The sequence below is a fragment of the Acinetobacter sp. UBA991 genome, from assembly GCF_002292065.1.
Lineage (GTDB): Bacteria > Pseudomonadota > Gammaproteobacteria > Pseudomonadales > Moraxellaceae > Acinetobacter > Acinetobacter higginsii.
The window spans coordinates 1-25,838 of sequence record NZ_DBBF01000040.1; the positions used below are offsets into that span (position 1 = coordinate 1).

At 40.2% G+C, this 25,838-nt stretch carries 23 protein-coding genes and 3 other RNA genes; 16 read left to right on the top strand and 10 right to left on the bottom strand.

All coding sequences use genetic code 11. The features are described 5' to 3' along the window. The 5 genes from B2727_RS16260 to B2727_RS16280 all read left to right on the top strand — a co-directional run. On the top strand, positions 1-2,345 hold a 2,345-nt coding region (locus B2727_RS16260), incomplete at its 5' end, for a YadA-like family protein (RefSeq protein WP_291349695.1). Between the two features lie 65 nt (positions 2,346-2,410). Further along, positions 2,411-3,202, top strand: coding sequence for a trimeric autotransporter adhesin/peptidogylcan-associated protein TpgA (tpgA, locus tag B2727_RS16265; RefSeq protein WP_005202348.1), 792 nt, complete (start codon positions 2,411-2,413; stop codon positions 3,200-3,202). 419 nt (positions 3,203-3,621) lie between these two features. Continuing rightward, positions 3,622-3,822, top strand: coding sequence for a hypothetical protein (locus B2727_RS16270; RefSeq protein ID WP_004808602.1), 201 nt, complete (start codon positions 3,622-3,624; stop codon positions 3,820-3,822). A 230-nt stretch (positions 3,823-4,052) separates the two neighbouring features. Continuing rightward, a complete protein-coding gene (locus B2727_RS16275; RefSeq protein ID WP_005202349.1) occupies positions 4,053-5,291 on the top strand; it encodes a putative solute-binding protein in 1,239 nt (412 codons plus the stop codon). A gap of 80 nt (positions 5,292-5,371) precedes the next feature. Then, the gene (locus B2727_RS16280; RefSeq protein ID WP_005202350.1) at positions 5,372-5,812 is read left to right on the top strand and encodes an SMI1/KNR4 family protein; all 441 of its coding nucleotides are present in this window, start codon (positions 5,372-5,374) and stop codon (positions 5,810-5,812) included. Positions 5,813-5,916: 104 nt separating this feature from the next. Here B2727_RS16280 and ssrS (B2727_RS16285) read toward each other — a convergent pair. From ssrS (B2727_RS16285) to B2727_RS16305, 5 genes are all read right to left on the bottom strand, one after another. Continuing rightward, a non-coding RNA gene (gene ssrS, locus B2727_RS16285) (6S RNA) lies at positions 5,917-6,098 on the bottom strand. A 137-nt stretch (positions 6,099-6,235) separates the two neighbouring features. Next, positions 6,236-6,424, bottom strand: a non-coding RNA gene (gene ssrS, locus B2727_RS16290) — 6S RNA. Positions 6,425-6,563: 139 nt separating this feature from the next. Then, a non-coding RNA gene (gene ssrS / locus B2727_RS16295) (6S RNA) lies at positions 6,564-6,753 on the bottom strand. Between the two features lie 309 nt (positions 6,754-7,062). Then, positions 7,063-7,347, bottom strand: coding sequence for a cell division protein ZapA (locus B2727_RS16300; RefSeq protein WP_005202351.1), 285 nt, complete (start codon positions 7,345-7,347; stop codon positions 7,063-7,065). Between the two features lie 2 nt (positions 7,348-7,349). Then, a complete protein-coding gene (locus tag B2727_RS16305; protein WP_004808598.1) occupies positions 7,350-7,904 on the bottom strand; it encodes a hypothetical protein in 555 nt (184 codons plus the stop codon). Between the two features lie 66 nt (positions 7,905-7,970). Here B2727_RS16305 and B2727_RS16310 point away from each other — a divergent pair, with 66 nt between their 5' ends. The 5 genes from B2727_RS16310 to B2727_RS16330 all read left to right on the top strand — a co-directional run bounded on the left by B2727_RS16310 (position 7,971) and on the right by B2727_RS16330 (position 13,038). Further along, entirely contained in the window at positions 7,971-8,603 is a 633-nt protein-coding gene (locus B2727_RS16310; protein ID WP_005202352.1) for a UPF0149 family protein, read from the top strand. 69 nt (positions 8,604-8,672) lie between these two features. Beyond that, the gene (pepP, locus tag B2727_RS16315) at positions 8,673-9,992 is read left to right on the top strand and encodes a Xaa-Pro aminopeptidase (RefSeq protein ID WP_005202353.1); all 1,320 of its coding nucleotides are present in this window, start codon (positions 8,673-8,675) and stop codon (positions 9,990-9,992) included. A 183-nt stretch (positions 9,993-10,175) separates the two neighbouring features. Next, positions 10,176-11,387, top strand: coding sequence for a 2-octaprenyl-6-methoxyphenyl hydroxylase (ubiH, locus tag B2727_RS16320; RefSeq protein ID WP_005202354.1), 1,212 nt, complete (start codon positions 10,176-10,178; stop codon positions 11,385-11,387). Continuing rightward, on the top strand, positions 11,384-12,616 hold the full coding sequence (locus tag B2727_RS16325; protein WP_005202356.1) for an FAD-dependent monooxygenase: 1,233 nt from the start codon (positions 11,384-11,386) through the stop codon (positions 12,614-12,616). The genes ubiH and B2727_RS16325 overlap by 4 nt, the downstream gene beginning before the upstream one ends. Before the next feature lie 173 nt (positions 12,617-12,789). Further along, entirely contained in the window at positions 12,790-13,038 is a 249-nt protein-coding gene (locus B2727_RS16330; RefSeq protein WP_005202358.1) for a hypothetical protein, read from the top strand. 23 nt (positions 13,039-13,061) lie between these two features. On the opposite strand, the gene B2727_RS16335 is transcribed toward B2727_RS16330, so the two are convergent. Continuing rightward, positions 13,062-13,511, bottom strand: a complete 450-nt coding sequence (locus B2727_RS16335) for a MerR family transcriptional regulator (RefSeq protein WP_005202360.1) — start codon at positions 13,509-13,511, stop codon at positions 13,062-13,064. 61 nt (positions 13,512-13,572) lie between these two features. On the opposite strand from B2727_RS16335, the gene B2727_RS16340 reads away from it, so the two are divergent. Further along, the gene (locus B2727_RS16340; protein WP_005202363.1) at positions 13,573-14,214 is read left to right on the top strand and encodes a cation transporter; all 642 of its coding nucleotides are present in this window, start codon (positions 13,573-13,575) and stop codon (positions 14,212-14,214) included. A 65-nt stretch (positions 14,215-14,279) separates the two neighbouring features. Here the strand turns inward: B2727_RS16340 and rsmI are convergent, their stop codons facing one another. Beyond that, positions 14,280-15,122, bottom strand: a complete 843-nt coding sequence (gene rsmI / locus B2727_RS16345; protein ID WP_005202365.1) for a 16S rRNA (cytidine(1402)-2'-O)-methyltransferase — start codon at positions 15,120-15,122, stop codon at positions 14,280-14,282. A 16-nt stretch (positions 15,123-15,138) separates the two neighbouring features. Here rsmI and B2727_RS16350 point away from each other — a divergent pair, with 16 nt between their 5' ends. The 4 genes from B2727_RS16350 to B2727_RS16365 all read left to right on the top strand — a co-directional run bounded on the left by B2727_RS16350 (position 15,139) and on the right by B2727_RS16365 (position 18,146). Next, positions 15,139-16,071: a penicillin-binding protein activator gene (locus B2727_RS16350; RefSeq protein WP_005202366.1), complete on the top strand. Its 933-nt coding sequence runs from the start codon at positions 15,139-15,141 to the stop codon at positions 16,069-16,071. A 12-nt stretch (positions 16,072-16,083) separates the two neighbouring features. Next, positions 16,084-16,488, top strand: coding sequence for a YraN family protein (locus B2727_RS16355; protein ID WP_005202369.1), 405 nt, complete (start codon positions 16,084-16,086; stop codon positions 16,486-16,488). A 71-nt stretch (positions 16,489-16,559) separates the two neighbouring features. Beyond that, entirely contained in the window at positions 16,560-17,270 is a 711-nt protein-coding gene (locus B2727_RS16360; RefSeq protein WP_004808582.1) for a BON domain-containing protein, read from the top strand. 3 nt (positions 17,271-17,273) lie between these two features. After that, positions 17,274-18,146, top strand: a complete 873-nt coding sequence (locus B2727_RS16365; RefSeq protein WP_005202371.1) for an alpha/beta hydrolase — start codon at positions 17,274-17,276, stop codon at positions 18,144-18,146. Positions 18,147-18,164: 18 nt separating this feature from the next. Here the strand turns inward: B2727_RS16365 and nudC are convergent, their stop codons facing one another. From nudC to dnaQ, 3 genes are all read right to left on the bottom strand, one after another. Next, positions 18,165-18,917 (bottom strand): NAD(+) diphosphatase, encoded by a 753-nt coding sequence (nudC, locus tag B2727_RS16370; RefSeq protein WP_004808578.1) that lies wholly within the window; start codon positions 18,915-18,917, stop codon positions 18,165-18,167. After that, the gene (locus B2727_RS16375) at positions 18,917-20,563 is read right to left on the bottom strand and encodes a hypothetical protein (protein ID WP_005202373.1); all 1,647 of its coding nucleotides are present in this window, start codon (positions 20,561-20,563) and stop codon (positions 18,917-18,919) included. Before B2727_RS16375 ends, nudC begins: the two co-directional genes overlap by 1 nt. A gap of 127 nt (positions 20,564-20,690) precedes the next feature. Beyond that, complete coding sequence (dnaQ, locus tag B2727_RS16380; RefSeq protein WP_005202374.1) at positions 20,691-22,049, bottom strand: DNA polymerase III subunit epsilon; 1,359 nt, start codon at positions 22,047-22,049, stop codon at positions 20,691-20,693. Between the two features lie 531 nt (positions 22,050-22,580). Here dnaQ and B2727_RS16385 point away from each other — a divergent pair. Continuing rightward, complete coding sequence (locus B2727_RS16385; RefSeq protein WP_005202376.1) at positions 22,581-25,835, top strand: LysM peptidoglycan-binding domain-containing protein; 3,255 nt, start codon at positions 22,581-22,583, stop codon at positions 25,833-25,835. Positions 25,836-25,838 lie beyond the last annotated feature (3 nt).

Consider the following 25,838-nt stretch of genomic DNA (forward strand, 5'->3'; position numbering starts at 1 on the left):
TATCGACAGCGAAAGATGTGACCTTCGACAAAGTGACTGTAGGTAATGTAGTTGTTGATAAATCAAGCAATACAATTGAAGGCTTGAGCAATAAAGACATTACGGCAGGTGATTTTGCAACTAAAGGTAGAGCTGCAACTGAAGAGCAATTGAAAGTTGCGATCAGTAATAACATCACTGAAGTTGTTGATGGTAATGGCAACAAGGTGAATATCATTGATCAGGTTGTAAATAAAAATCCAGATAACAAGAATCAAGATTCATTGTTCTTAACCTACGATAAGCAAGGTCAAGAAACGACGGATCGCCTGACGATTGGTCAAACGGTACAGAAGATGAATACCGATGGTATTAAATTCTTCCATACCAATGCGGATACTTCTAAAGGCGATTTAGGAGCAACCAATGACTCAAGTGCAGGTGGTATCAACTCTACTGCGATTGGTGTAAATGCAATTGTTTCAACTGGTGCAGACAGTGCAGTTGCTTTAGGTCATAACAGTAAGGCTGGAGGAAAAGAGTCAATTGCAATTGGTCAAGGTGCCGAGGCATCTGGATTACAATCAATCAGCATTGGTACTGGTAACAAAGTGAAAGGTGATCACTCTGGTGCAATCGGTGATCCAACAATTGTTGATGGTGCGAACAGTTATTCTGTGGGTAACAATAATCAAGTGCTTACAAATGATACTTTTGTCCTTGGTAACAATGTAACCAAAACAGTAGCTGGATCAGTTGTGTTGGGTAATGGTTCAGCAGCGACAACGGGTGCGGGTGTTGCGGGTTATGCATTATCTGCTATCACAAGTGCAGATAAGACAGCAATTGATAAAACAACTTCAACTACTGGTGCAGTTGCAGTGGGTGATGCGGCGAGTGGTATTTATCGTCAAATCACGGGTGTTGCAGCAGGTAGTGACGATGCCGATGCCGTGAATGTTGCTCAGTTGAAAGCTGTGGGTAACCAAGTTGTCAAGACTCAAACTGCGCTTGTAGATAGTTTGGGTGGCGGTGCTAAAGTTAATAATGACGGTACAATTACAGGACCGACTTATAATGTAGCCCAAGGTAATCAAACCAATGTTGGCGATGCATTAACGGCACTTGACAAAGCGATTGGCTCTGTAGGAACAACATCGAAAACGACTGTAACCAATGGTCAGAATATTGTTGTGAATAAGAGCAAAAATGCAGATGGCTCTGATAACTATGAAGTTGCAACAGCAAAAGACTTAACTGTTGATTCTGTGAAAGCAGGTGATACTGTTCTGAATAATGCTGGTATCACAATTGGTAATAATACGGTTGTGTTAAACAACACTGGATTAATCATTGATGGTGGTCCAAGTGTGACGACTAAAGGCATTGATGCAGGCAATAAGCAAGTTATCAATGTTGCAGCAGGTACGAAAGCAACTGATGCAGTAAACAAAGGTCAATTGGATAGCGCAATCAGCAATGTGAATAACACTGTGAATGAGCTTGCTAATAATGCAGTGAAATACGACGATGCCAACAAAGACAAGGTTACATTGGGTGGTGGAGCCAATGGCACCACGATTACCAATGTGAAAGATGGTACTGTTGCTCAGGGTTCTAAAGATGCTGTGAATGGTGGTCAGTTGTGGAATGTTCAGAAGCAAGTTGATCAAAACTCAACTGATATTCAGAACATTAATAACAACATTAGTAACATTAACAACGGTAAGTCTGGTCTGGTTCAACAGCAGACTGCCAATGGTGAAATTACGGTTGGTAAAGACACTGGTGGTACAAGTGTCAATGTGGCTGGTAAAGATGGTGATCGTGTTGTAACTGGCGTTAAAGATGGTGCAATTAGTGCGACATCCAAAGATGCGGTGAATGGCTCTCAGTTGAATGCAACAAACAAAAAAGTTGTTGAATTCTTAGGCGGCGGAGCTGGTTATGACAACATTACCAATAGTTTCACCAACCCAACCTACAATGTTGGGGGCAAAGATTACAACAATGTTGGCGGAGCAGTTGATGCTTTAAACAAAGCCGATCAAGCATTGAATAGTAAAATTGACAATGTAAGTAATCGTCTTGAGCAAGCATTCTACTCAACCAATCAACGTATTGATGACGTAGAGAAAAAAGCCAATGCTGGTATTGCCGCGGCAATGGCATTGGAAGCTGCACCATATATCGCTGGCAAATATACTTACTCAGCAGGTGCTTCTTATCATGGTGGTGAAAATGCAGTCGGCGTAACCTTACGTAAGACTGCAGATAATGGTCGTTGGTCAATCACGGGTGGTGTAGCTGCTGCATCACAAGGTGATCCAAGCGTACGTATCGGTATCAGTGGCGTAATTGACTAAGGGACTCGTTATGTAGGAGAGCCCTTAGGCTCTCCTCATCTCCAATAGATAAAGAGAGTTAAAATATGAAAAATATGATAAAAGCATTGGTTATCGGGATCACATCTTCTTTCGCAATGGTGACATTTGCAGCAGATGATGAAGTTGTTGTTCAACAAGAGGAAATCAAATTTCCAGCAGTTGAAAAGAGCTATCTCAAACAAGTGCAGCGTTATGAATACGATAATGTTGCTCGTTTAGGAACAGGTTTAACCAAAGACCAAATCCGACATGTATTGGGAAATCCTCAATTTAGTGAGGGTCTGTTCTTTGTTAAAACTTGGAACTACGTATTAGATGTTCGTCAGCCGAATAGCCAAGATTATTTACGTTGTCAGTTGCGTGTAGACTTTGACAAGCAAGCATTATCAGAACGCTTATCGTGGAAAGGCGAGGCCTGTGAAGGTTTAATGGCTTGGGGAGCGAATAATCAAGTTCCAGCAGATACCAATTTAAATAGTCTACGTTCATCAAGTGTATTTTTTGCATTTGATCGTTCAAATGCCAATGCAATTGAACAGGGACCTAGTTCAGTGGCAGCAATTGCACAACGGATCAAACAAGCGCCAGCGAATAGCCCTGTAATTGTTGCTGGCTTTGCAGATCCTTTAGGTAAATTTGCCTATAACCATCAATTATCAGCACAACGTGCCAATACCGTTGCTAAGCTGTTGGTCAATGAAGGGGTTGATGCGAATCGCATTCAAATTCAAGCTAATAGCCAAACGGATCTATACCAGCAATGTGCTGGACATAGGGCAAATAGTCAACTTGTAGGCTGCTTAGCTCCAAATCGACGTGTAAATATAAGCTGGTAAATTTATTCAATAAGAAATGGCTGCTTAAGGGTGGCCTTTTTTATTCCCGTGTAATACCTGATGGTAAAAAACTCTCCTTAATTTGAACGGTGTTCAGTACTTTGCTATAAGTGGCATTAATATTTGTCTATTTTTTTAATCTTCCTTTTTGTTTTAATTTATTGATTTTATGCGGTTTTTAATTTTCTGGTTTTATTCTGCATAAATAATAATTTTTGTGAACTGTCTGACAATTTGCTTTAATTTTGTTTAAAAAGTGATCTAATATACGCCGCATGAAATAACATTTTCAGATGTCAGTTTCATGTATCTAAATAATTAGATTGAATATTTGTGGGGTAAGTAACGAGAGTGGTTTCACTTCTTGGCTTGATAAAAATATTCAAATTTTTTAAAGCAGTTTTATAGAGGGAAAAACAATGTTGGATTCTAAAGAACTTATTGTACTCGATCAGATACTTGTCCTCACCAAAGAAGGCAAAAATGATTTAGTTTATGAAAATGACACATTACTAAAAGTAAAGATGATCTCGAATCAACACATTGTGGTCGAAGATGATTATCAGACCAATTTTCTATTAAAGCGACAAGATGAAAATGTCGTTTGGTCGTTTATTTAAGCTGAGAAGAATCGCATCTGAGTCGAAAAATTGGTCATAAAATTTTATTATTCAATGGTTTATTTTTATAGTGCAATTCTGTGATTTGGATGTTTATTCTCGTATAGTCAATATTTTTTTGTATTTTGACTCAATTGACACCATCCAAAGAAAAGCAGTCAATTCTATTTCTATGCTTTATCCTTAATTTGAATAAAACTATTGGGAAATAGCTAAGGATGGAACAGGTGATGCAAAATAATAAATTCACGACATTTTTGAGGCCTTTCGCTGTGTCATGTATCTTGGCATCATCATTTGGGGTGATAAGTCCAAGTTATGCTGCGCCCGAAGGGAAACTAGATTTAACGCTTTCTCCGCATTCACAAAATAAAGTTAAGCAATTATTAAACGATCCCAAAACTTGGCAACAGATTCCTAAACAAGTCACTTTATGCGTGTTTTCTCCAAATGGTGAGCATAGTGAAGCATTTGAGCAAGCAACCAGTTACATCACAGAAATTCCAAGTATCGTCCGTGTAGCCAAACAGTTTGGTGTAAACATGAACGTGACACGTCCTTCGCATTTACAATTCAAATTAGACTTTGATTACCCAAAATTGAAAAAACAGGCATCGACTGTGGTCAATCTCAAGGTCTATACCAATGAAGCTGTATTAACTGAAGATTTCCGTAGTAAACGTTGTGATGGGGCTGGAATTAGTAATTTACGTGCAAAACAGTTTAATAAGTTTGTGGGCAGTGTCGATGCGATAGGTGCATTACAAACCTATAAGCAGCTCAGTTCAGTGATTCAGGTTTTGGCTAATCCAAAATTTGATGAAAAGATGACAAATAATGATTATGAAGTGGTTGGAATTGTACCGTTAGGTGCAGCCTATATCATGGTCACAGATCGTAATATTAATACCTTGGCAAAAGCCGCAGGTAAGAAAGTTGCCGTGTTCCAATTTGATGAGACCCAAAAGAAATTGGTACAGAACGTTGGTGCTCAACCTGTCTCTGTTGATTTGGTAACTGTGGGTGGGAAATTTAATAATAAAGAAGTCGATATTATGGCAGGTCCAGCCATTTTATTTGAGCCACTTGAATTGCAAAAAGGCATGACTGATAAATCAGGCAAGGCCGTCGGTGGGATTATTAAATTTCCTGTGATTCAAGTGACAGGGACGCTGATTATGCACCGTAATAAGTTTCCAGCAGGTATGGGATCGATTGCACGTGAAGTCATTTCTAAGCAGTTAAATCCTGCATTTGAATTTGTCGACAAGATTGAAGCAAAAATTCCTGATAAATTTTGGTTGAAATTGAATGAAAGCGACAAACCTGGTTATGTTCGATTGATGCGTGAAGCGAGGATTCAAATGACCAAAGAAGGTTTTTACGACAAAGATATGATGAAGTTGTTGAAACAGGTACGTTGTTCACAAGACCCAAGCAATTATGAATGTGCTTTGAAAGATGAGTGATAAGTCATATCCAAAGAATTGATCATTGAGTCTGCAGAAATGATTTACTTTATTTAGATTGATATCTATTAGAGTAAATCATGGATGTGATTAATAAGATTAAAAGTAAATTACAAAAACAGAATGTAAGCTTGAATACACCGGCAACATGGCAGGAAATTTTGGCTTTTGAATACAAGTATCAAGTCAAATTATCGCCAATTTTAAGAACTTACTTCTTAGAGTTTAATGGTATAGCTAACCGAGATATGGATGATAACTATTTTACATTTTTGTCGCTGGCTGACTTTCAATTATTCGAAAGTATTTCAAGCTACTATGATAAAGATAAGTATTTATATCCGAACTGTTTTGTATTTTCGGACTATCTAGTCTGGTGTTGGGGGTATGTGGTACAACTCGATCAGCTTGGTTTGGATGGTGTTGTATATCAAGTGGGAGGGGTAGAAAAAGTAAAAATTGCAGATTCTTTCACAGCATTTTTAAATCAATATTTAATCGATAGTGATGAATTATTATAAAAATAATTAATGGGGACTGTTAAAAGCATAAGGTTCATTCGAGATAAATGCTTTATTAAAGATATAATTAGAAGTTAAATTATTATTTTAATTATATTTAAAAAAGATACTCCAGAGGTGCCGCTGCATGGTCGTTACCCTGAACCCGATGAGTTCAAGGTGGAGGTGACGCATACTTAATGGGTTTCCTACTCGAGGCAGGCATACACTCAAAATACACAGAACACATCCATAAATTTAAGTATCGGCAGGGGAATAGACGTACTGGCGAACACCCTAGAGATGTTTCCTATTATAGTTAAATCAACAACGACCACAAGAGTTAAATATTGTGATTTGTATGTTTTACTAACAATTAGAAAATTAAGTTTAATAAGATTATAAAATCTAAAAACAGGATAAATCGTTATTTGAAATCAAATATGGGTCTCCAAAATGCCGCTGCATGTCTTTACCCTTGAACACTAAGGTTCAAGGTGGAGAGCGCTGTATATTATCTGGGTTTCCTACTCAGGGTAGGCATACACGCTAAATATTCAGAAACGCTTTCCGATTAAGAAGGATATCACGGCTCAGGGGAATCAGACCGGCTGGCGTACACCTCAGAGATGTTTTTAATTATAGTGAAATTAGGGGCTGTCGCAAGGGGAGAAAATAGAGAGATTTGTAAGTTTAAGTTTACAGTTAAGATGTTAAATAGAAGTGACTGAATTGAAAAATATAATAAATAAATCGATTTTTTAATTAAAAAATAATCTCCAGAAGTACCGCTGCATGTCTTTACCCTTGAACACTAAGGTTCAAGGTGGAGAGCGCTGTATATTGTCTGGGTTTCCTACTCAGGGTAGGCATACACGCTAAATATTCAGAAACGCTTTCCAATTAAGAAGGATATCACGGCTCAGGGGAATCAGACCGGCTGGCGAGTACTCCAGAGATGGATTGCATTATAGTGAACTCTGACGATGTTGCAAGGACTCCACTAATATTATTTGTAAGTATAGCTTAACAATGTGTAAGCTTATGTTTAGGTCATTTATGCAAGAAAAGAGCAGGATTATTCATTTTTTCCTGAATAACATTTAAAAAATAAACATATGAATTGACTCTATGTTAATACTTTGATTGAGGTCAAAAGATAGAGAAGTGATAAAAATTACAATGGGAGTAAGATAAAAAGGAAAAATTATTTTTGTGTGAAAGCTTGTTTAATAAAAAAGCCTGAAATTTGCATTTCAGGCTTTTTTCATTCAGATATTTTGTTCAACATCTTCTAGAATAGTTTCTAAAAGCCGTTCGCAATGAGCGTACTGTTGCAAAGATTTATTTAAGCTAAACACTTCTTGTGCCATCTGTAACGCAACCATAATCACAAGCTTATTATGTTCAACTCGTGGGGCACTACGACGCATGTCATGGAATTTTTGATTAAGTAGCTCTGCGGCACGCTCTAACTCTTCACGTTTTTCTTCTGTCGTATTAAGACGGAAAGTCTGTTCAATTAAGCGAAGTTCGACAACGATTGGTTCACTCATGATCAGATCTCCTCTTGGGTTTCAGCATTAGGGTGAGCAAGCTGCTGAATTTCTTGTGCATGCTGATCCTGTGCTGTGCCTAAAATTGAAAGGCGCTGAATAATAGCCTCGACTTTAGATTTTGCTAGCTCATTTTTTTGTAATAAGCGATCACGATCTTGTTGTAAATCTTGAATCTCTTGCTGACTATGGCGTTGTTGTGCTTGTAATTTTTCTTTATTGACACGTAGGTCATTACGCTCAGCCAAGATTTCTTGAAAGCGATTTTTCAAATCAGTGGTGCTTTTCTCTAAACGGCTATAACGTTCCGCTAAAGTTGTTGCATCTTGATTCAGTTGTTTAAATTGATCTTGTAACTGAGTCAGTTGTTCAGTTAAGTTATCAACTTCTTCCTGCTTTTGCGTGATGATGCTATTTTTCTGCACAATTTGTGCATGTTGGTCCGTTTCAGCTAATTGCTTAGCTTCGGTGAGCGAAGTATTTTCTCGCTCTAAGTGATGTAAGCGTGTTTTTAAAACACCAATATGCGCTTGTAGACGCTGTAATTGTTCTAACATAACGAAGGTCGCACAGAGTTGCAATCAAAGGTAATATATACAGCAGTATAGAGGTTGGATAAACGAATGCAAGACGATATTTCAGGTTGGACAGAATGGAATGCTCATTTTGATGGGATTGAAGAAATTTCAAGCCCAAGTGAGTTACACGGTTTACTAACTGGTATAGTTTGTGTGACACAAGCGCCGACTGAAGATGAATGGTCACAAATCTTAAACACCCTGAATGTGCCTGCTTTACAGCCAGAAGCACTGCAAAGTTTAACCGATGAAGCAGAAGATGTGGCACATGCTTTATCGGATGATGAATTAGATTATTTACCGATGCTCCCAGATGACAACCATTTGCTAGCTGATCGTGTTCAAGCCTTGGCAGATTGGTGTGCAGGGGTGGTACTGGGTTTTGGTTTGGCTTCTGGTCATATCCGTGCTGAGGAACAAGAGCTGATTGAACATTTACAAGATGTTGCAGCTGTTGAGTTCGAAGACTCGGATAATGATGAAGAAGGTGAAGAAAGCTATCAGGAACTGTATGAGTTTGTACGCTTGATTCCTGTGAGCTTATCGATTGGTCGCACCAAGATTCCTGTAGCCGAAAGTTCTTTATTGCAAAACTTTCATGCCAAAAGCAGAAATCAAGACAATCCAGCTGATCCACAAACAGTAGTAGAAATGTTTACCCCACATCGTCCGAGTTAACTCGGGCGGTGCCTTAACACCTTATAAATAAAGATACTTACAATCATTCATCTTCATCAGAAGGACTATATGAAATTAAGTCAAGCCGATTTTAAACAACGTCGTGATATTCTCGCTAAAAAAATAGGCAGCAATAGCATTGCAATTATTGCGACACGAGCAGAAATGTATCGTAATCGCGATGCTGATTATAAATATCGTGCCGACAGTAGTTTTTATTATCTCACTGGATTTGCCGAGCCCGAGGCGGTTGCGGTTATTGAAACCTTTGCCGAAGGTGAAGAGTATAGCTACAGTTTGTTCTGCCGTGAACGTGATCGTGAAATGGAAATCTGGCATGGCTATCGTGCTGGTATTGATGGTGCGATTGAAATTTATGATGCAGATGAAGCTTATGCGATTGACTTATTAGATGAAGAAATCATCGAAAAAATTCTAAATAAACAGCGTCTTTACTATCGTATTGGTCAGCAAGCTGAGTTTGATGCACGTGTTAGTCAGTGGATTCAAAAGGCAGATGCAGAACAGCGGCGAGGTAGTGCTGCACCTGCTGAGTTGATTCAGCTTGATCGTATTGTTGATGAAATGCGTTTGAAAAAATCAGCCCAAGAAATTGAGTTGATGCAGATCGCATCGAATATTAGTGCCGAAGCACATACTCGTGCTATGCAAACTGTTAAACCTGCGATGATGGAGTATGCACTGGAAGCAGAACTCAATTATATTTTTGGGAAAAACGGTTGCGTACCGTCATATAACAGTATTGTTGGTGGCGGTGAAAATGCCTGTATTTTGCATTATGTTGAAAACAACAAGCCACTCAAAGATGGTGATTTAGTACTTATTGATGCAGCGTGTGAATATGAATTCTATGCGTCAGATATTACGCGTACATTCCCTGTCAACGGTAAGTTTAGTCCTGAACAGAAGGCGTTATATAATATTGTTTTAGAAGCGCAGCTTGCTGCAATTGATGCGACACGTATTGGCAATCATTATAAATACCCACATCAAGTTGCAGTGAAAATCTTAACTCAAGGTTTGGTTGATCTTGGTTTGATGAGTGGCGATGTTGATGAATTGATTGAAAGCGAAGCATTCCGTCAGTTCTTTATGCATGGTACAGGTCATTGGTTGGGTATGGATGTACATGATGTTGGTGCATACAAGACTGGCGAAGACTGGCGCGTTTATGAAGCAGGTATGGTGGTCACTGTTGAACCCGGCTTATATGTTGCACCTGATGATGAAACCGTCGATGCAAAATGGCGGGGTATCGGGATTCGTATCGAAGATGATATTGTCGTTACGGAAAATGGTCCATTGGTTTTGACCAAGAATGTAGTGAAAACTGTTGAAGAGATTGAAAGCTTGATGGCAAGCCATTAAGTTGAGATTGAGAAAAGGCTTATCGATCGATAGGCCTTTTTTATTTCGTTTGATGACCAAGACAACTTTTGAATATATTTTAAAAACATAGACCAAACAAAGTACAAATTCCAATCCTGATTTGAGTTAGAGTAAGATAGTCCCGAAACATCAAGTCATGAAAAACTGATAAGGAATAATATTATGCAGCAACAAGTCATCATTGTCGGTGGAGGTATGGTTGGACTCAGCCTTGCTTTAATGTTGGCAAAATCTAATATCGCAGTAAAGTTATTAGAAGCTGTGAAATATCCGAATTTTGATGATGAAAATGTTGCGCCTTATCATTCCAGTTTTGATGCGCGTAATACCGCATTATCACGCCGCAGCGTACAGATTTACCAAAAGTTAGGTTTGTGGGAAGCCTTACAACAACATGCTACCCCAATTCTGCAAGTGCATATTACTGAGCAAGGCAGTTTTGGTAAGGCTCGTCTCGTTGCAGAGCAAGAAAAAGTAGAAAGCTTTGGGCAAGTGATTGAAAATGCTTGGTTAGGTCGAGTATTACTCACCCAAGTGCGTCAACAGCCGTTGATTGAGTTGATTGATGGTGTGCAAGTAACTTCACTGACGCAAGATGCAGATCAGGTACAAATCGAAGCCATGCGTAATGGCGAATATATCCATTCCTTAAAGTCCAAGTTAGTCATTGCTGCTGATGGTCGCGATTCTTTCTGCCGCCAAGCCATTGGCGTGGGTGTAGATGAACATGATTATGACCAAGTCGCGATTGTGACCACTGTACAGACTTCTAAGCCGCACCAGCAGGTTGGCTTTGAACGTTTTAGTGCGTTGGGACCATTGGCACTTCTACCTTTACCAGGCGAATACCGCCGTTCAGTAGTTTGGCCTGTGAAAAAAGGTACTGAAGCAGAATGGTTAGGTGAAGAAAATGATCAACATTTCCTTGATGCTCTACAGGAAACCTATGGGGATCGAGCAGGGAAATTTGAAAAAACAGGCAAACGTTTTAGCTATCCATTGTCGCAAGTGTTAGCAGATAAGCAGGCGGTTGGACGTGTGGTGTTGATGGGGAATGCAGCACATACCATTCACCCAGTGGCAGGGCAAGGTTTTAACCTGTGCTTGCGTGATGCAGATGTGCTGGTTCGGTTCCTGATGGAGCAGTTAGCAAAATCAGATGATATTGGCGCGCCTGAAAATTTATTGGCCTATGAACAATCACGTTTGAAAGATCAGCAACGTGTAATCAAGTTCTGTGATTCGGTGGTGCGTGGTTTTAGTAATCAGAATCCAATCCTCAAATTATTACGCAATACAGGATTGATTGCTTTTGATGTGATTCCAGGTGTTAAGCCTTTGGTTGCCAATTATGCAATGGGGCTAAAAGCATGAGTGAAATCTTAGATGTCGTTATTGTCGGTGGTGGTTTAGTTGGCGGTTTAACAGCTTTATTACTCGCGCAAGGTGGGGTACAGGCGACGGTGCTAGATGCTGCACCTGTACTTGATCAGGATAAAACTTTGTCAGTCATGAATCCAAGGGTATTGGCACTCAGTCAAGCCACCATTCATTTACTCAAAACAGTGGATGTCTGGGATGATTTAGCACGCCAAATGCCCTATTCAGGCATGCAGGTCTGGAATAAAAATGGCTATGGTGAAATTAATTTTGGTCATGCTTCGGAGCAGCAACCTCAATCAGATCAGGCATTAGGTTCAATGGTTGAGCCAAGTGTTTTGAATGTTGCGATTCAACAAAAAATGCTGCAACAGCTCAAAGACTATCGTACCCAAGTCAAAGTCATTCGGATCGAACAGATTCCGCAAGGCTGGTCAATTCAATTGGCAGATGGCACGACATTAAAAACCAAGTTGCTGATTGGTGCAGATGGTGCGAATTCTTTTGTACGTGAGCAGGCGTATATTGATTTAGATGTACTGGATTATAAGCAGGCTGCGATCAGCTGTGCGATTAAAACCACGCGCCCGAATCAATATGTGGCTCGACAGATTTTCCTACCGACAGGACCATTGGCTTATTTACCGATGGCAAGTCTTGATCCTCAAGAAAACGGTTATTGGCAATCAATTGTTTGGACTTTACCAGATGATTATGCTGATGAGTATTCAGCACTCAGCGATCAAGCATTTATGCAACTATTGACGCAAGAAAGCCTACATATGTTGGGTGAGGTGGTTGAGGTGCGTTCTAGAGCACAATTCCCATTAAAAGCACGTGCAGCGCAACGCTACATCAAATCAGGCTTAGCACTGATTGGTGATGCCGCGCACGTGATCCATCCTTTGGCTGGACAGGGTGTGAATATTGGTTGTTTAGATGCCGCTGTGTTGTGTGATGTGTTACTACACGATTTAAAACGTGGTGTGTGGGCCAACGAACAGACTTTATTGCGTTATGAACACCAACGTAAGGGTCAAAACGACGCCATGATGCATAGTATGTCTGCGATTGGATGGATTGAAAGTTCAGAATTATTTCCCTTTGTTTGGGCAAGAAATTTTGGTTTGAAACAGGTTGAACAGTTCGATTGGTTTAAGGATCGTTTTATGCAACAAGCCAATGGATTAGGGACATTGAAAGACACACAATATGCATGTTAAAAAATAGTAGATATTTTTTAAACAATCATTTATAAATCAGAGTGAATTTGGTCATAAAAAGTACGTTTTAACAAATATTGTGCTTTGCTAAATCTGAAGAGCTTGCTAAATTCCACCTAGTTCTGATGGCCAAATAGCGATGATGAGAGTTGAGTCATTGTGGGGAGATGAAGATGACGGAAATGAATGATTACGACGAAAACACAGAAGATTCTGCTGTAGACGACGAAGAGGCGAAAGCGGCAGAAAGTGGTGCAGAGAGTGAAGAATCGAGCGCCAATGACGCTGATCTTGCTGAAGCGGAAACTTTAACCGTGACTGCGAAGCAGAAACAACGCCAAGCTTTAGAAGATGAAGTGGCTGCGTTTCTTGCACGTGGTGGGCGTATTACTGAAGTTCCGCCAGGTGAGCATCAAGATTAAGTCTGAATTGATATAAAAAAGCATCACGGTTGTGGTGCTTTTTTATGTTGGTGTGACTCATGTTCACACTCAAGTGGTTGGTGTAACTCTTTTAAAATGCCACATTGTTCAATGGTACGATGTTGTGAACATTGTTGTTTTAAATGGCTTAGATCTTGTTTGAGATGTTCCAGATTCTTAATCTTCTGTGAAACCTCGGCAAGATATTGATCAATCAGATGATCGACCTCCATGCAGGTTTGATTTGGATCTTCGGCTAGACCCTTAAGCTTTTGAATATCTTGTATGGTGATGCCCAGTTCTCGGCAGTGTTTTAAAAATAACAATTCTGAAAGCATTTGTTCCGAATAATGACGGTAATTTCCCGCCGTTCGTTGGGCTTTGTCCAGCAACCCAATTTTTTCGTAATAGCGAATCGTATCTACAGATACACCTGACTTTTTTGCTAATTGTCCAATGCTAAAACTGATCATGCTTGACTCTGGAGTTACTCTAGGGTTTTAAATCACTATAAAATATTCAGTGAGAAAAGTCATGGCAGGATGTGGATGCAACACAACGTGTTCGCCAACACAAAAAATTAGTCCAAAGTTTAGAAAGGCTTTATGGATTGCTTTAGTTTTAAATGCATTGATGTTCTTTGTCGAAATTATCGGAGGATCACATGCACGTTCTGTGTCGCTCTGGGCGGATGCCTTGGACTTTGCGGGTGATGCAGCAAACTATGCCATTTCTTTAGCTGTATTGTCCATGACCTTGTACTGGCGAGCGACCGCAGCCTTAGTCAAAGGAATCACCATGGCTGCCTTTGGTATTTTTGTGATTGTTAAAGTATTCTGGTCATGGTGGCTAGGTGTAACACCTGAACCAATGCTTATGGGGGCGATTGGTGTACTGGCATTGGTTGTCAATGTTATCTCTGCATTGATGCTCTATGCATTCCGTGATGGCGATGCAAATATGCGCTCGGTATGGTTATGTAGTCGGAATGATGCGATTGCTAATATCGCCATTATCATCGCAGCTGTTGGTGTATTCGGCACAGGAACCATGTTCCCTGATTTATTTGTAGCCTTTATTATTGCGTATTTAGGTGTTTCTTCTGGTTTGGCAGTGATTAAGCAGGCGAGAATGGAAAGAAAACGAGATCAGGTTAATATCATGACTAAGGCCTAAAACACATTGTTGTTATTTCATATTGAGATGATAAGGGGAGATTTAAAAAATCTCCCTCTTAGGTTTTATTGATCTTGTTGGGTGAGTTCCAAAGCACGTTGGTACGCCACTTTCTTTTTTATACCCGTCAAATCAGCAGCCAATTGTGACGCCGCTTTTACCGATAAATCCTGTAATAAACGTTTCAACAACGCATCCAGTTTATCCTGCTCCATATCTTTTTCCGCAGATGCTCCACCGACCACAACCACAATTTCACCCTTTTCTTGGTTGTGATCATTTTCGATAAAAGTAACCAATTCTTTTAAAGTCATCTTCTTGATGGTTTCAAAAGTTTTGGTAATTTCGCGGGCAAAACCAACAGGTCGCTCTTCACCAAAGACTTGCACCATATTTTTGATGCTGTCCAAAATACGATGAGGTGCTTCGTAGAAAATCAAGGTCTGGGTTTCATCCTTGAGCTTTTCAAGCTGGCTGATTCGTTGCGATGCTTTCGATGGTAAAAAACCCTCAAAGCTAAAGCGGTCACTCGGTAAACCCACTGCACTTAATGCCGCAATTGCTGCACAAGCACCCGGTACTGGAATGACACGAATGCCATGTTCTTGAGCGGCACGAACCAGCTTAAAACCTGGGTCGCTAATCAGTGGAGTACCAGCATCACTGATTAATGCAACATTTTCTCCTTTTAACATTCTTTGGAGAAGTTGATCAATTTTGTTACTTTCGTTGTGATCATGACACGCTGTGAGTGGAGTTGAGATATTATAATGTTTGAATAATTGAGCAGATTGACGAGTGTCTTCTGCGGCAACTACCGATACAGATTTTAAAATATCAATTGCACGAAAGGTCATGTCATCTAAGTGCCCAATCGGGGTTGCTACAACAAATAATTGAGCACTCATAAAAGGTAACTCCCTAATGTATTACAAAAAATATTGGCTGCTACTATGTTTGGCGGCATGTGTGAGTCCAGTTTATGCGGACGTACTGGTGATTCTACCCGAATCTGGTACGATGGCGCGAGCTGGTCAAAGCATCAAACGTGGTTTCTTGAGCGCTTATACAGCATCTGGCAGCAAAGAAAAAATCATTTTTGTAGATTCAGCGAAAAATAACATCGATACGATTTTTAAGAAAAGGGTCAACAGTAAGACTCGACTGATTGTTGGGCCATTGGCACGGCCTGAAATTGAAACTGTGATGCAACTGAATCCAGCAATTCCTGTAATTGCATTAAATGATGTGAATAACCAGACCACCAATGTATGGCAATTTAGTTTGGCAAAACAGCATGATGCTGTTGCATTAACTCAATTATTGAAGAAAGACAAAATTAAAAATCTATTGGTATTACGTCAAGCTGGAACTGAATCTGCAACAGAACTATTTATGATGGCACTCATGTCTGAATTTGGCTCAGATATTCATGTGGTCAATGAACGTCCTAAAAAACTTGCGCGTAAAGAAGGGCTGTTATTGTTGGGCGATCAACAGTGGTTAGAGCAACTAGGTCCTTTACCTGAAAAAAATATTTATGCTACTGCGTTGAGTATTGAGCAAGACAAGAGCATTCCGATGGGACTCAGTTTTTGTGATACACCAGCTTTATATAACGGACAATGGGCAGACCTAGTCGCTGCATATAAAGAACAACCAGAAAATATGGCATTTCAACGCTTATTGGCCTTTGGTGGTGATGCATGGAGTATTAGTCAGCAATTTTTAAATAGTCCAGATCGACACTTTTCCTTTGAAGGTCGAACTGGGGCAATTGATGTGAAAGACGGGAAAGTTTATCGCCAACCTTATTGCTATCAACAGCAGAAAAAGGGTATTCAAGCATTAAAATAAGATCGGGCAGGTATGTCACAATCAGTACATGATTTAGGGCAATGGGCTGAACAGAAAGCACTTGCTCTTTTACAGTCCCAACAATATCTATGTGTAGCGCGGAATTATCATTCACGTTATGGGGAAATTGACTTAATCGTTGAACGGGAAAAGGAACTCGTTTTTGTCGAAGTCAAAGCCAGATCGAAAGCAAGTTATGCGAAAGCCTATGAGGTGGTTTCACTCGCCCAGCAACGTAAAATTATTAAGACAGCTCAATTGTTTTTACAGAAATCTCCACATTATGAGGACTTTGATTGTCGTTTTGATGTGATTTGTTTTGATTTTCCACAGAAAATTGCAAAAACAGTACAACCAGATTTTTCAAAATTGCAGTATGATCAGCAATGGATTGAACACGCATTTACTTTAGATTAATTAAGAAGTCTAATTTAAAGCTAAATATTGAAAATTGAACAAATTTGTTTGTAGATAGGGAGTCTTGCCAAGTGTTAAAACGTTTATCGATTACGTTGCTTTGCGCTGCAAGTTTATCGGGATGTGCTAGTTTTATTTCTGGTGGCACAGGAAGTTCACCCGTTGGAACGAACAGTGGTGAACGCAGTCTTGGGCAGATTTTTATTGATTCTTCGATCAAGCGTACTGCAAATATTAATTTGTACAAATTAGATCACCGCTTTAAACAGTCTCGTATCAACATTGAAAGTTTCCACAGCAATGTTTTATTGACTGGACAAGTCCCTGATCCATATTTAAAACAATTGGCAGAAGATAACTTACGTTCGATGTCAGATGTAAAAGCCGTACATAACTATATTACGGTAGGTGACAAGGTCGGTTATAACACCATCATGCAAGATGCAACGGTGACTGCAAATACCCGCGGTTTGTTGATGAAAGCCCCTGTAGTATCTGACAGCAAAGTATTAGTGCATACTGAAAATGGTGTGTTGTACGTGATGGGACGTTTAAATACTGCTGAATCAAGAGATTTAGATGACGTCTTACAAAAAGTTGGAAATGTGACTAAAATTGTGACACTCATCGACAACACGGATCAACCTTCAGGCACTGTTGCTAGTTCAACAGCAGCAGCACCAATGGTGGGCACTGTGACTACACAGCCTTTAGTTGAGACACCTGTTGCAATTGATCCTGATCAGGCGGAACCTGCGACCATTACTCCAACTAATCCTTAATTTATGAAGCAACTTATTCAACAAGTACAAGAAAATGTAATAAAGGCGAAAAACCTCTATCAGGAGTTTCGCCTTTATGATTTTGCCAGTTATTCGATCAATTACCTGACACCCAAAGATACCTTTGAAAAAGAAGAGCATCTTGCCTATGGATTGAAAGCAAGACAGCGTTTGGATCTGTATCGAACTAAAAATCCTAAAAAGCAAAGGCCACTTATCGTATTTGTACATGGTGGCTCTTGGCAGCATGGTAACAAACGTGAGTATCTGTTTATTGGGGAAACTTTTGCCCGTGAAGGTTATGATGTTGCAGTGATTAACTACCATCTTGCACCAGAACATATCTTCCCGACCTTTATTGATGATATTGCTCAAGCCATTCATTATTTAAATCAGAATCAGAGCAAGCTAAATATTTCGACAGATAACATCATTTTAATGGGACATTCTGCGGGTGCGTTTAATGTCATGTCTGTGGTGTATTCTGCCTATTCACAAAATTTTAAATACAAAGAAAATATTAGAGCAATTGTGGGGATGGCTGGGCCATATCACTTTGACTACAAGGGTGATCCTTTAGCTGAACATGCTTTTGATCAGAAAGTATCGTATCAACAAGTGATGCCGTATTACTTTATTGAGCCGAATCAAATTAAGCATTATTTGTTGATGGCTGAACAAGATCAGTTGGTGGGCAAGGAAAATAGTTTTGATCTAGATAAAGCACTCAGAGAAAAAGGCAATCATAGTCATATCGCCGTGATTCCAAAGACAGGGCATATTACCATTGTGGCGACACTGGCCAGTTTGATGAGCCATTATTTCAAAACCAAACGGACGATCCTGCACTTTTTGGATGAAGCCTTAGACCCCTAATCAATAAAAAAGCATCGTTTAAGATGCTTTTTTATTGTCGATGATTTGCATGATCATGCTATGGGCAATACTGCCTTTAAACGGAATTTCTGGAAGTTGATCAAATTTAAAAAACGCTGCTTCACTGATTTCCTCGAGCTGCAATTGGATATCACCTGAATCATATTCAGCATGGAAGGCAATCATTAAATTACTAGGAAATGGCCAAGGCTGGCTCGACATATAACGAATATTTTTAAGTTTGAGTCCAACTTCTTCAAATGCTTCACGTTGCACGGCTTCTTCTAAAGTTTCACCCACTTCAACAAAACCAGCAATTAAGCCATGCATATTACTTTTGTTATGCGCTGATTTGGCAAGCAAAATCTCATCGTTACCTTTGGTGATAATGGTAATGATACAAGGCTGTACGCGAGGATATTGATGGTAAGCACAACTTGGGCAAACCATGGCATATTCTTTAGGGTGAATTTCAGTCGCATGACCACAGTGGCTACAGAATTTATGGTTACGTCGCCATTCAAGTAATTGAACTGCTCGACTGGCTTGCAGGAAATCACTACTTGACCAAGACTGAATCAGTTCCCGAATCGGAACTAATTGATAGCCTTCAGGAATAGATTCATTTTCAAGCAGATCACGTGCGATGACGTGATCATTATGATGGATGGGGAGGTCACTTGCTAATTTCTCAACTTGGGGCAGTTGTAGATTTTGGTCGACTAACAGTTTTTGGTGTTGAAAAATATAAGCAAGTGATAGTTGAGTCATTATGCGGCTATGGTTTGTAATTGCTGACTGTTTGATAATGCCACATCAAACATAGATTGCAATACAGGTTGCTTGTTCTTTAAGTTCTCAACCAGTAAATCTAGACCTGCGACAACGTTTAAGACGCAATTAATTTGTTCGGCATCGAGAGGTTGATTTTGCGCTAAACGATATTGGGCAAAGTGCGCTGCACCTAATAAAGCAGTTTGTTGAGCTGAACTACCTAAGAACAGAGCAGCGCCTGAAAGTTCCTTCAGATACACGGGTAACGCTTCTAAGCTATGTGCTGTAGGATCTTGTACATAGAGACTTAAGGTTTGCGTTAAAGTATCAATCAAGGTTTTGGTTTCAGTCAATAACGCTTTATGTGCTTCATCTAAACGATCAAGCGAGATTTGCATGTTATTAACACGTAACTGTAAACGACTAGACGTGTAATTACGTTCCAAAATCCCAATCGAATTCATTGAAGCCAAAATACTGTTCATTAACTGTTGTACCGAAGTTGCATCAGTTAATGTATTTGGTTGGCTTAATTTTTCCGCTTGCTGAGTTAACTCTCGTGCTGCTTCATTAAGATTCAGTACTTTGAAAACATTCGAAAGCTGATGTAGTTTTTGTTGCAGTTCTTGGGTTTTTTCAGCTGACATATTTTGATGGTTGTATTCAATCTCATTACGGATTTGAGCCATCTCATCTGTCATTAACTGACTGATGGTGTGTACCGTTTCATAGTCAGGGCCGTATAAATGACGGCTTAGTACTTGTAGCTGCGTATCGCTAAGTAACTCATCACCAATATTGAGTTGATCTCGAATATGCTGTGACACATCATCTTCTTGGCTAATACAAATACATAGGATGTCTGCAAGATCAGCAATGCTGTTTTTAAAGCTGGCCGATTGAGCGAGGAATTTACCGATATTGGTTTCAATTTGAATCAACGTACGTAAGCGTGCTTCGGTAATTGAAAGCTCATCAATATGGCTTAACCCTACATTGACCAACTGCCAGTATTGTTGGCTTGGTTGACCCGCCGCTAAACCTGCAAGATAAACGCCGACCAATTTGATCCCTTGTAGATCAAGGGGGGTTTCAGATTGCTTAATGAGCTTGTTTAAACACAATTTATAAAGTTGATGAATATATTGTGATTGTTCCAAGCTTGGTGCCTGAGGCAAATTAAAACTCGGGGTAATGAACTCAAGCAATGGTTGTACCGTTTGACCTTCTTTGGTCAGTGGTTTACCTAGGGCTTTTTCTAAACGGTTCAGTGTATCGAGTAGGAATTGAGGAACTTTTACTTCACGTAAACAAATGAATTCGATATAACGCTTCAGCATGGTAGTACCTTCACTGAGCGCAATAACATCATTGGTTTGGATTTGCTGTGGTTGCGCCATAATTTTGCGCATCAGCTCGGCAGAGTATTGAGTAATTTGTGATAAATGTGGCATATCAATTAACGCGAGAACTTGCGTACATTGTTCAAACTGGTTCAGCGCATCATCAATCCCGAAAGGTAGTGCTTGTTCTTCGGCAAGGGTATTGACTGCTGTTTCTACCAATTTAATCGAATTGTCGATTTCATTTTTTATTATTAATAATGCCGTTGGGTCGAAATGAATCGAGGTTTGGTAAGACATATGACCTACACCTTTCCTAAGTTGTTATATCCATGGACCTCCTTTTTTAGGAGGCCTAAATCTTTAAAGGTTAATATAACTTAACTTTAGAGGCTTGAAATACAAAAAATTACATTGACTGGAAAATTTATTTTGCGAAAAGGCAAGGCTCTCCATGTTTTTGTTCAAATTGTTTGACCCAGGTCTCATGTTCATTTAATTCATGTTCAGACGGTTGAATCACAGGTAAGTCAACTTGGACACGTAGGCGGGTGGATTTATTTTGATTTTGTTCTGTTTGAGAAAGGGCGTCCATATCAAATGAGACTTGCCCACCCGTCATGGCAAGATAAACATCGGCTAAGATTTCAGCATCGAGTAAGGCACCGTGGAAAGTACGATCTCGTGCTGGAATTTCATAACGGCGTACCAAAGCATCCAATGAGTTCTTTTGACCAGGGTGCTTATTCTTGGCCAGTGCCAAGGTATCGGTAACCTCACAAACCTCAGACAATAAAGGTAAGCCAGCACGTTTGAACTCCATATCTAAGAAGTTCATATCGAAGGTCGCGTTATGCGCGATAATTTCGGCGCCTTTTAAGAAGGCAAAAAGCGTATCGGAAATTTCAGCATATTTCGGTTTGTCTTTTAAAAAGTCATCGCTGATACCATGCACATTTTCAGAGTCACCGACGGGTTTTTCTGGATTGATATAGATATGAATTGAACTACCCGTGAGTTTACGGTTGATCATTTCAATTGCACCGACTTCAATAATACGGTCGCCATCTTGATAGTAAAAACCTGTGGTTTCCGTATCAAGAATGAGCTGGCGAGGGCCCTGTAGATGAACTTTGGCTTCTGTAATGACAATATTTGGATGCTGATTTAATGGAGCGGCTTCGACGACCACTTCATCTGATGCTGTATTGTCACCCATATTATCCAAGACTTCTTCAAGTTCTGATTCTTCGATCATTTCATCGCTATCCATATCAATATCTAATCCGAAAGGGTCATTTAAGAGCCAATCGGATTCAGGCTTTTTTGTATCAGCGTTAGCCTGTGTTGGCGATTTTAGTTGTTGAGCGGTTTGTTCTGCACCTAAATTTGCCAATTGGTCTGCCATTTCATTACCTGCATGTCCAGCATGGCCTTTAATCCAGTTCCATTCGATCTCTCGGTTGGCACAGACCGCATCCAGTTTCTGCCATAAATCAGGATTTTTAACATCTTTCCAGTTTTTCTTTTTCCAGCCATGAATCCATTCAGTAATGCCTTGTTTGACATAATTGGAGTCTGTCCAAATAATTAAACGGGCATCGGTCGGGCAAAAAGAAACGCCTTCGATCGCAGCTTGAAGCTCCATACGGTTATTGGTTGTTTCAGGTTCGCCACCAAACAGCTTGTGTTCACCTTGTTCGGTAATGACATACGCGCCCCAACCCCCAAGACCTGGGTTACCCTTGCATGCGCCATCAACGTAAAGTGTGATTGTTTGTGACATATTTGAACCTGAACAATAAGCAGAATAAGAAGTTGAATATTTTAATCGCACAAAAAGTTAGCCAATATTCAAGTGTTACTTAAACATAGAACAAAAGAATAAGACTTTTACTTGAGCTAAAATAAGCAGGGAATTTTAGCATCCCCATAACAATAACAGCTATTGTAAAGCTAAATTTGGCTTCTGAACGTTACAAAACTCATCTTTTTTAATTTCTTGTAACATTTCCATGCAAATCACGTTAAATTATTGCCTTGTCTAAGTGACATGCTTTACTACAATGGCTAAGTCTGTTGACGTTTCACAGATGACAGAAGAGTTTTGCCTTGTGCTGTGACCAAAGCAGTGCTTTGTACTTGCTCAAGTCATGGCTAAAACTTTTCCAAACTTCGTTGTGAAACTTGACAAAGAGCGATGATTGTCTTTGTCCCATGCCTTGTTTGAATGGTTTAGCCTATAACGTATGCATGGTTGAAACATCAATAGCCCCTAATTAAGAAATAAACTAGCGTGAGTTGACTGGAAGTTTTTATGTATAAATCGAGCACATTGGTGTCGCAAGCATCTGCAACATCATTATTCAAAATTACTGTACTCACTTCTGCTCTCGTTGCGTTGGGAATCACCACAGGTTGTTCTTCAACACCTCAATCAAGTAAAAGCTCGTCTTCAAAGCAAGCTGGCTCAGGTTATTTAGATGCAAGCAGTTTAGATTCACTTGAAGACTTATTGTCTGCAACCGACATGCGTGCTGTGGAAGGCGACCGTTTATTGGTACTGAAACATGGTGATGTGTGGAAACGAATGACGGTTGGATTCAAGATGGACTTGAACCATTGGGATTCACGAATTGAAGCACAACGTAGCTGGTTTATTTCTCGTCAACCATATTTAGATCGTTTAAGTGCGCGTGCCAGCCGCTATTTATATCACACCGTAAAAGAAGCTGAACGTCGTGGTATGCCGACAGAATTGGCATTACTGCCGATTATCGAAAGTTCGTATGACCCAGCAGCAACCAGTAGTGCAGCAGCAGCAGGTCTATGGCAGTTCATCCCAAGTACAGGGCGTATTTATGGTTTGCAACAGACCAGCCTCTATGATGGACGTCGTGATGTAGTCGAATCGACACGTGCTGCGTATGAATTCTTTGGTAGCTTATACAATCAGTTTGGTTCGTGGGAACTGGCATTAGCTGCATATAATGCGGGACCGGGTCGTATTCAACAGGCGATTAACCGTAACCGCGCTGCAGGTTTACCAACCGATTATTGGTCATTGAAGCTTCCACAAGAAACCATGAACTATGTTCCACGGTTTTTGGCTGTTGCTCAAATTATTAAAAACCCAGGTGCATATGGTGTGAGCTTACCACCAATTGCAAACCGTCCTCACTTCCGTGAAGTAAGTCTGGCTGGTCCAATGGAACTCAATCAGATTGCATCGATTACGGGCTTAAGTCGAGCTGAACTCTATGCACTGAATCCAGCTTATCGTGGCGAAATGGTTGACCCAATGAGTCCAATGCGGATTTTAATTCCAGCAGATTTAAGTCCCTCAATCGATGCGAAATTACGTTCTGGTAAGGCAAGTTCTGGTGGATTCTGGGCTAGCAATAAAAACCCACCGCCAATGAATACCAATCCACTGAGCAGCTCAACGACGATTCGTACAACGACCAATAGTGGGCAAAGTATTACTGCATCGACAGCAACGCCACCCAATTTAACGGCAAGTAATACAACACGTCCAACAACTTCCTCAATCAGTACCAGTAAAGTTAATACGCCTAGAGGTTCGGATGCGTTGGCTTCATTTGCTGCAGGGGCTGATGTTCCAAGCGCACCACGTATTCCTGTCGCAATCACGCCTGCCGCAAATGTGAAGCCTGTGGTGACTGAACCACCAATTTCTTTAAAAGAACGTGAGCAAATTAGTGCCGCAATAAAAGAAGAAGGCAAAAAAGAAACGGTTGCACAAGTCTTAGAGCCACAAGCGACTCAAGCTGAGAAAGATCAAGTTGTTGCAGAAATTAAGGCAATTGCACCAAAAGGCACAGAAATTGTTGATCCATTCGATGGCAAAATTAAATTAACTGCGATTCAAACCAGTCAATCGGTTGCTGATGAAAAAGGTCAAGAGGTGAGCCGAGGCTTCTCTTATCCAAAAAACTTGGTTGAAGATACTGCCACTGCAAACAGTGAAGACGCCAAACGCAACCAAGGCAAGCCATACATTAAAACCGATACGGATGTTGTTGTCGTTGCACCAAAAGGCAAGCGCAGCACCTATGTGGTACAGCCTGGCGATACCTTAGCTGTGATTGCGCAAAAAAATGGCGTGAACTGGCGTGATGTTGCCAAGTGGAACCAGATTGATCCAAACGGTACCTTATTTGTTGGTGCAAGCTTATATTTATATGATGCCAAACCAGAAGCACCTAAAGCTGCTGAAAAGCCAGAGAGCTATGTAGTGCAGTCGGGTGATAGCTTAACTAACTTGGCTTCACGCTTTGATTTAACTCTAAAACAGTTGGCGGATTATAATAATTTGTCTGTGACTGATGGTTTGTTCGTTGGGCAAAAATTAACATTGATTGAGCCAAAAAATAATGCCCGTACAACGCAACAGGCAGCACGTGTGACTGACAGTAAGGCAACAACGACTCAAAAAGTTGCAACCAAATCATATACGGTGAAGCGTGGCGAATATTTAAAGCTGATTGCGGATCGTTATGCATTATCGAATCAGGAATTGGCTGATTTGACCTCTGGTTTAACTGCGAGCAGTAGCTTGTTCGTTGGACAAAAAATTAATGTGCCGTTACACGAAGTTTCTCAGACTCAGGAAACACCTGAGCCAACGAAGACGAACGTAAAATACGAAAATGTAAGTGCATCGACTAACTATAAAACTGAAAACTATACCGTACAGCGTGGCGACACTTTATCAAGTATTGCAACCAAGTCGAAAATTAGCTTGAGTGAGTTGGCTGAGCTAAATAATTTGAAGTCAAATAGCGGCGTGCGTTTGGGTCAAAGCATCAAGATTCCTGCGGGTTCAACTGTACCTGATCAGTATGTGGTGCAGTCGGGTGATAGTTTGAATGCGATTGCAGCCAAGTACAATCTTCAACTGAGCTATGTTGCCGATCTGAATGGCTTGGAAAGAACGTCGGGTGTACGTGTTGGTCAACGTTTGAAACTGACGGGTGATGTGCCTACAAAAACCACTGCGAGCAATACGACCAAATCGAGAGAAGAAACTACACCTGATATTTATACGGTTAAATCTGGTGATACTTTAGGCAATATCGCGAGTCGTCATAATTTACAGCTCGATTATGTTGCTGGTTTAAATGGTTTAACACGCGGCAGTAATGTTCGTATTGGGCAAAAGCTAAAATTGACAGGTGATTTACCGAAAGCTGAAACCGCAAAGGTAGAGAATAGTAAAACAACACCAAAAACATCAGCACCAAGCCGTAATACTGAAAGATATAGTGTCAAAGCAGGTGAGTCTTTGAACAGTATTGCTAATCGTTTTGGGATGTCTGGTCGTGAACTGGCTGAGTTAAATGATCTAAAAGCCAATGCAAGCCTGCAACGTGGTCAAAGTATTTCAGTCCCTAAAACAGTGAGTGAATACAAAGTAAAACGTGGTGATACGCTGATTGGTTTAGCAAGTCGTTATGGTTTAGATACAGGTGCGCTGGCAGAAATGAATGATTTAACGCCAAGTACCCAGTTACGTATTGGTGACGTGATTAAAGTGCCTAATCTGTAATTG

Coding starts and splice junctions, on each gene's coding strand:
- nudC (WP_004808578.1), bottom strand. CDS start 18,917: ATGACTCAACTATCACTTGCTTATATTTTTCAACACCAAAAACTGTTA.
- tpgA (WP_005202348.1), top strand. CDS start 2,411: ATGAAAAATATGATAAAAGCATTGGTTATCGGGATCACATCTTCTTTC.
- ubiH (WP_005202354.1), top strand. CDS start 10,176: ATGCAGCAACAAGTCATCATTGTCGGTGGAGGTATGGTTGGACTCAGC.
- pepP (WP_005202353.1), top strand. CDS start 8,673: ATGAAATTAAGTCAAGCCGATTTTAAACAACGTCGTGATATTCTCGCT.
- B2727_RS16335 (WP_005202360.1), bottom strand. CDS start 13,511: ATGATCAGTTTTAGCATTGGACAATTAGCAAAAAAGTCAGGTGTATCT.
- B2727_RS16305 (WP_004808598.1), bottom strand. CDS start 7,904: ATGTTAGAACAATTACAGCGTCTACAAGCGCATATTGGTGTTTTAAAA.
- B2727_RS16375 (WP_005202373.1), bottom strand. CDS start 20,563: ATGTCTTACCAAACCTCGATTCATTTCGACCCAACGGCATTATTAATA.
- B2727_RS16355 (WP_005202369.1), top strand. CDS start 16,084: ATGTCACAATCAGTACATGATTTAGGGCAATGGGCTGAACAGAAAGCA.
- B2727_RS16275 (WP_005202349.1), top strand. CDS start 4,053: ATGCAAAATAATAAATTCACGACATTTTTGAGGCCTTTCGCTGTGTCA.
- B2727_RS16310 (WP_005202352.1), top strand. CDS start 7,971: ATGCAAGACGATATTTCAGGTTGGACAGAATGGAATGCTCATTTTGAT.
- B2727_RS16300 (WP_005202351.1), bottom strand. CDS start 7,347: ATGAGTGAACCAATCGTTGTCGAACTTCGCTTAATTGAACAGACTTTC.
- B2727_RS16280 (WP_005202350.1), top strand. CDS start 5,372: ATGGATGTGATTAATAAGATTAAAAGTAAATTACAAAAACAGAATGTA.
- B2727_RS16350 (WP_005202366.1), top strand. CDS start 15,139: ATGTATTACAAAAAATATTGGCTGCTACTATGTTTGGCGGCATGTGTG.
- dnaQ (WP_005202374.1), bottom strand. CDS start 22,049: ATGTCACAAACAATCACACTTTACGTTGATGGCGCATGCAAGGGTAAC.
- rsmI (WP_005202365.1), bottom strand. CDS start 15,122: ATGAGTGCTCAATTATTTGTTGTAGCAACCCCGATTGGGCACTTAGAT.
- B2727_RS16365 (WP_005202371.1), top strand. CDS start 17,274: ATGAAGCAACTTATTCAACAAGTACAAGAAAATGTAATAAAGGCGAAA.
- B2727_RS16385 (WP_005202376.1), top strand. CDS start 22,581: ATGTATAAATCGAGCACATTGGTGTCGCAAGCATCTGCAACATCATTA.
- B2727_RS16330 (WP_005202358.1), top strand. CDS start 12,790: ATGACGGAAATGAATGATTACGACGAAAACACAGAAGATTCTGCTGTA.
- B2727_RS16340 (WP_005202363.1), top strand. CDS start 13,573: ATGGCAGGATGTGGATGCAACACAACGTGTTCGCCAACACAAAAAATT.
- B2727_RS16270 (WP_004808602.1), top strand. CDS start 3,622: ATGTTGGATTCTAAAGAACTTATTGTACTCGATCAGATACTTGTCCTC.
- B2727_RS16325 (WP_005202356.1), top strand. CDS start 11,384: ATGAGTGAAATCTTAGATGTCGTTATTGTCGGTGGTGGTTTAGTTGGC.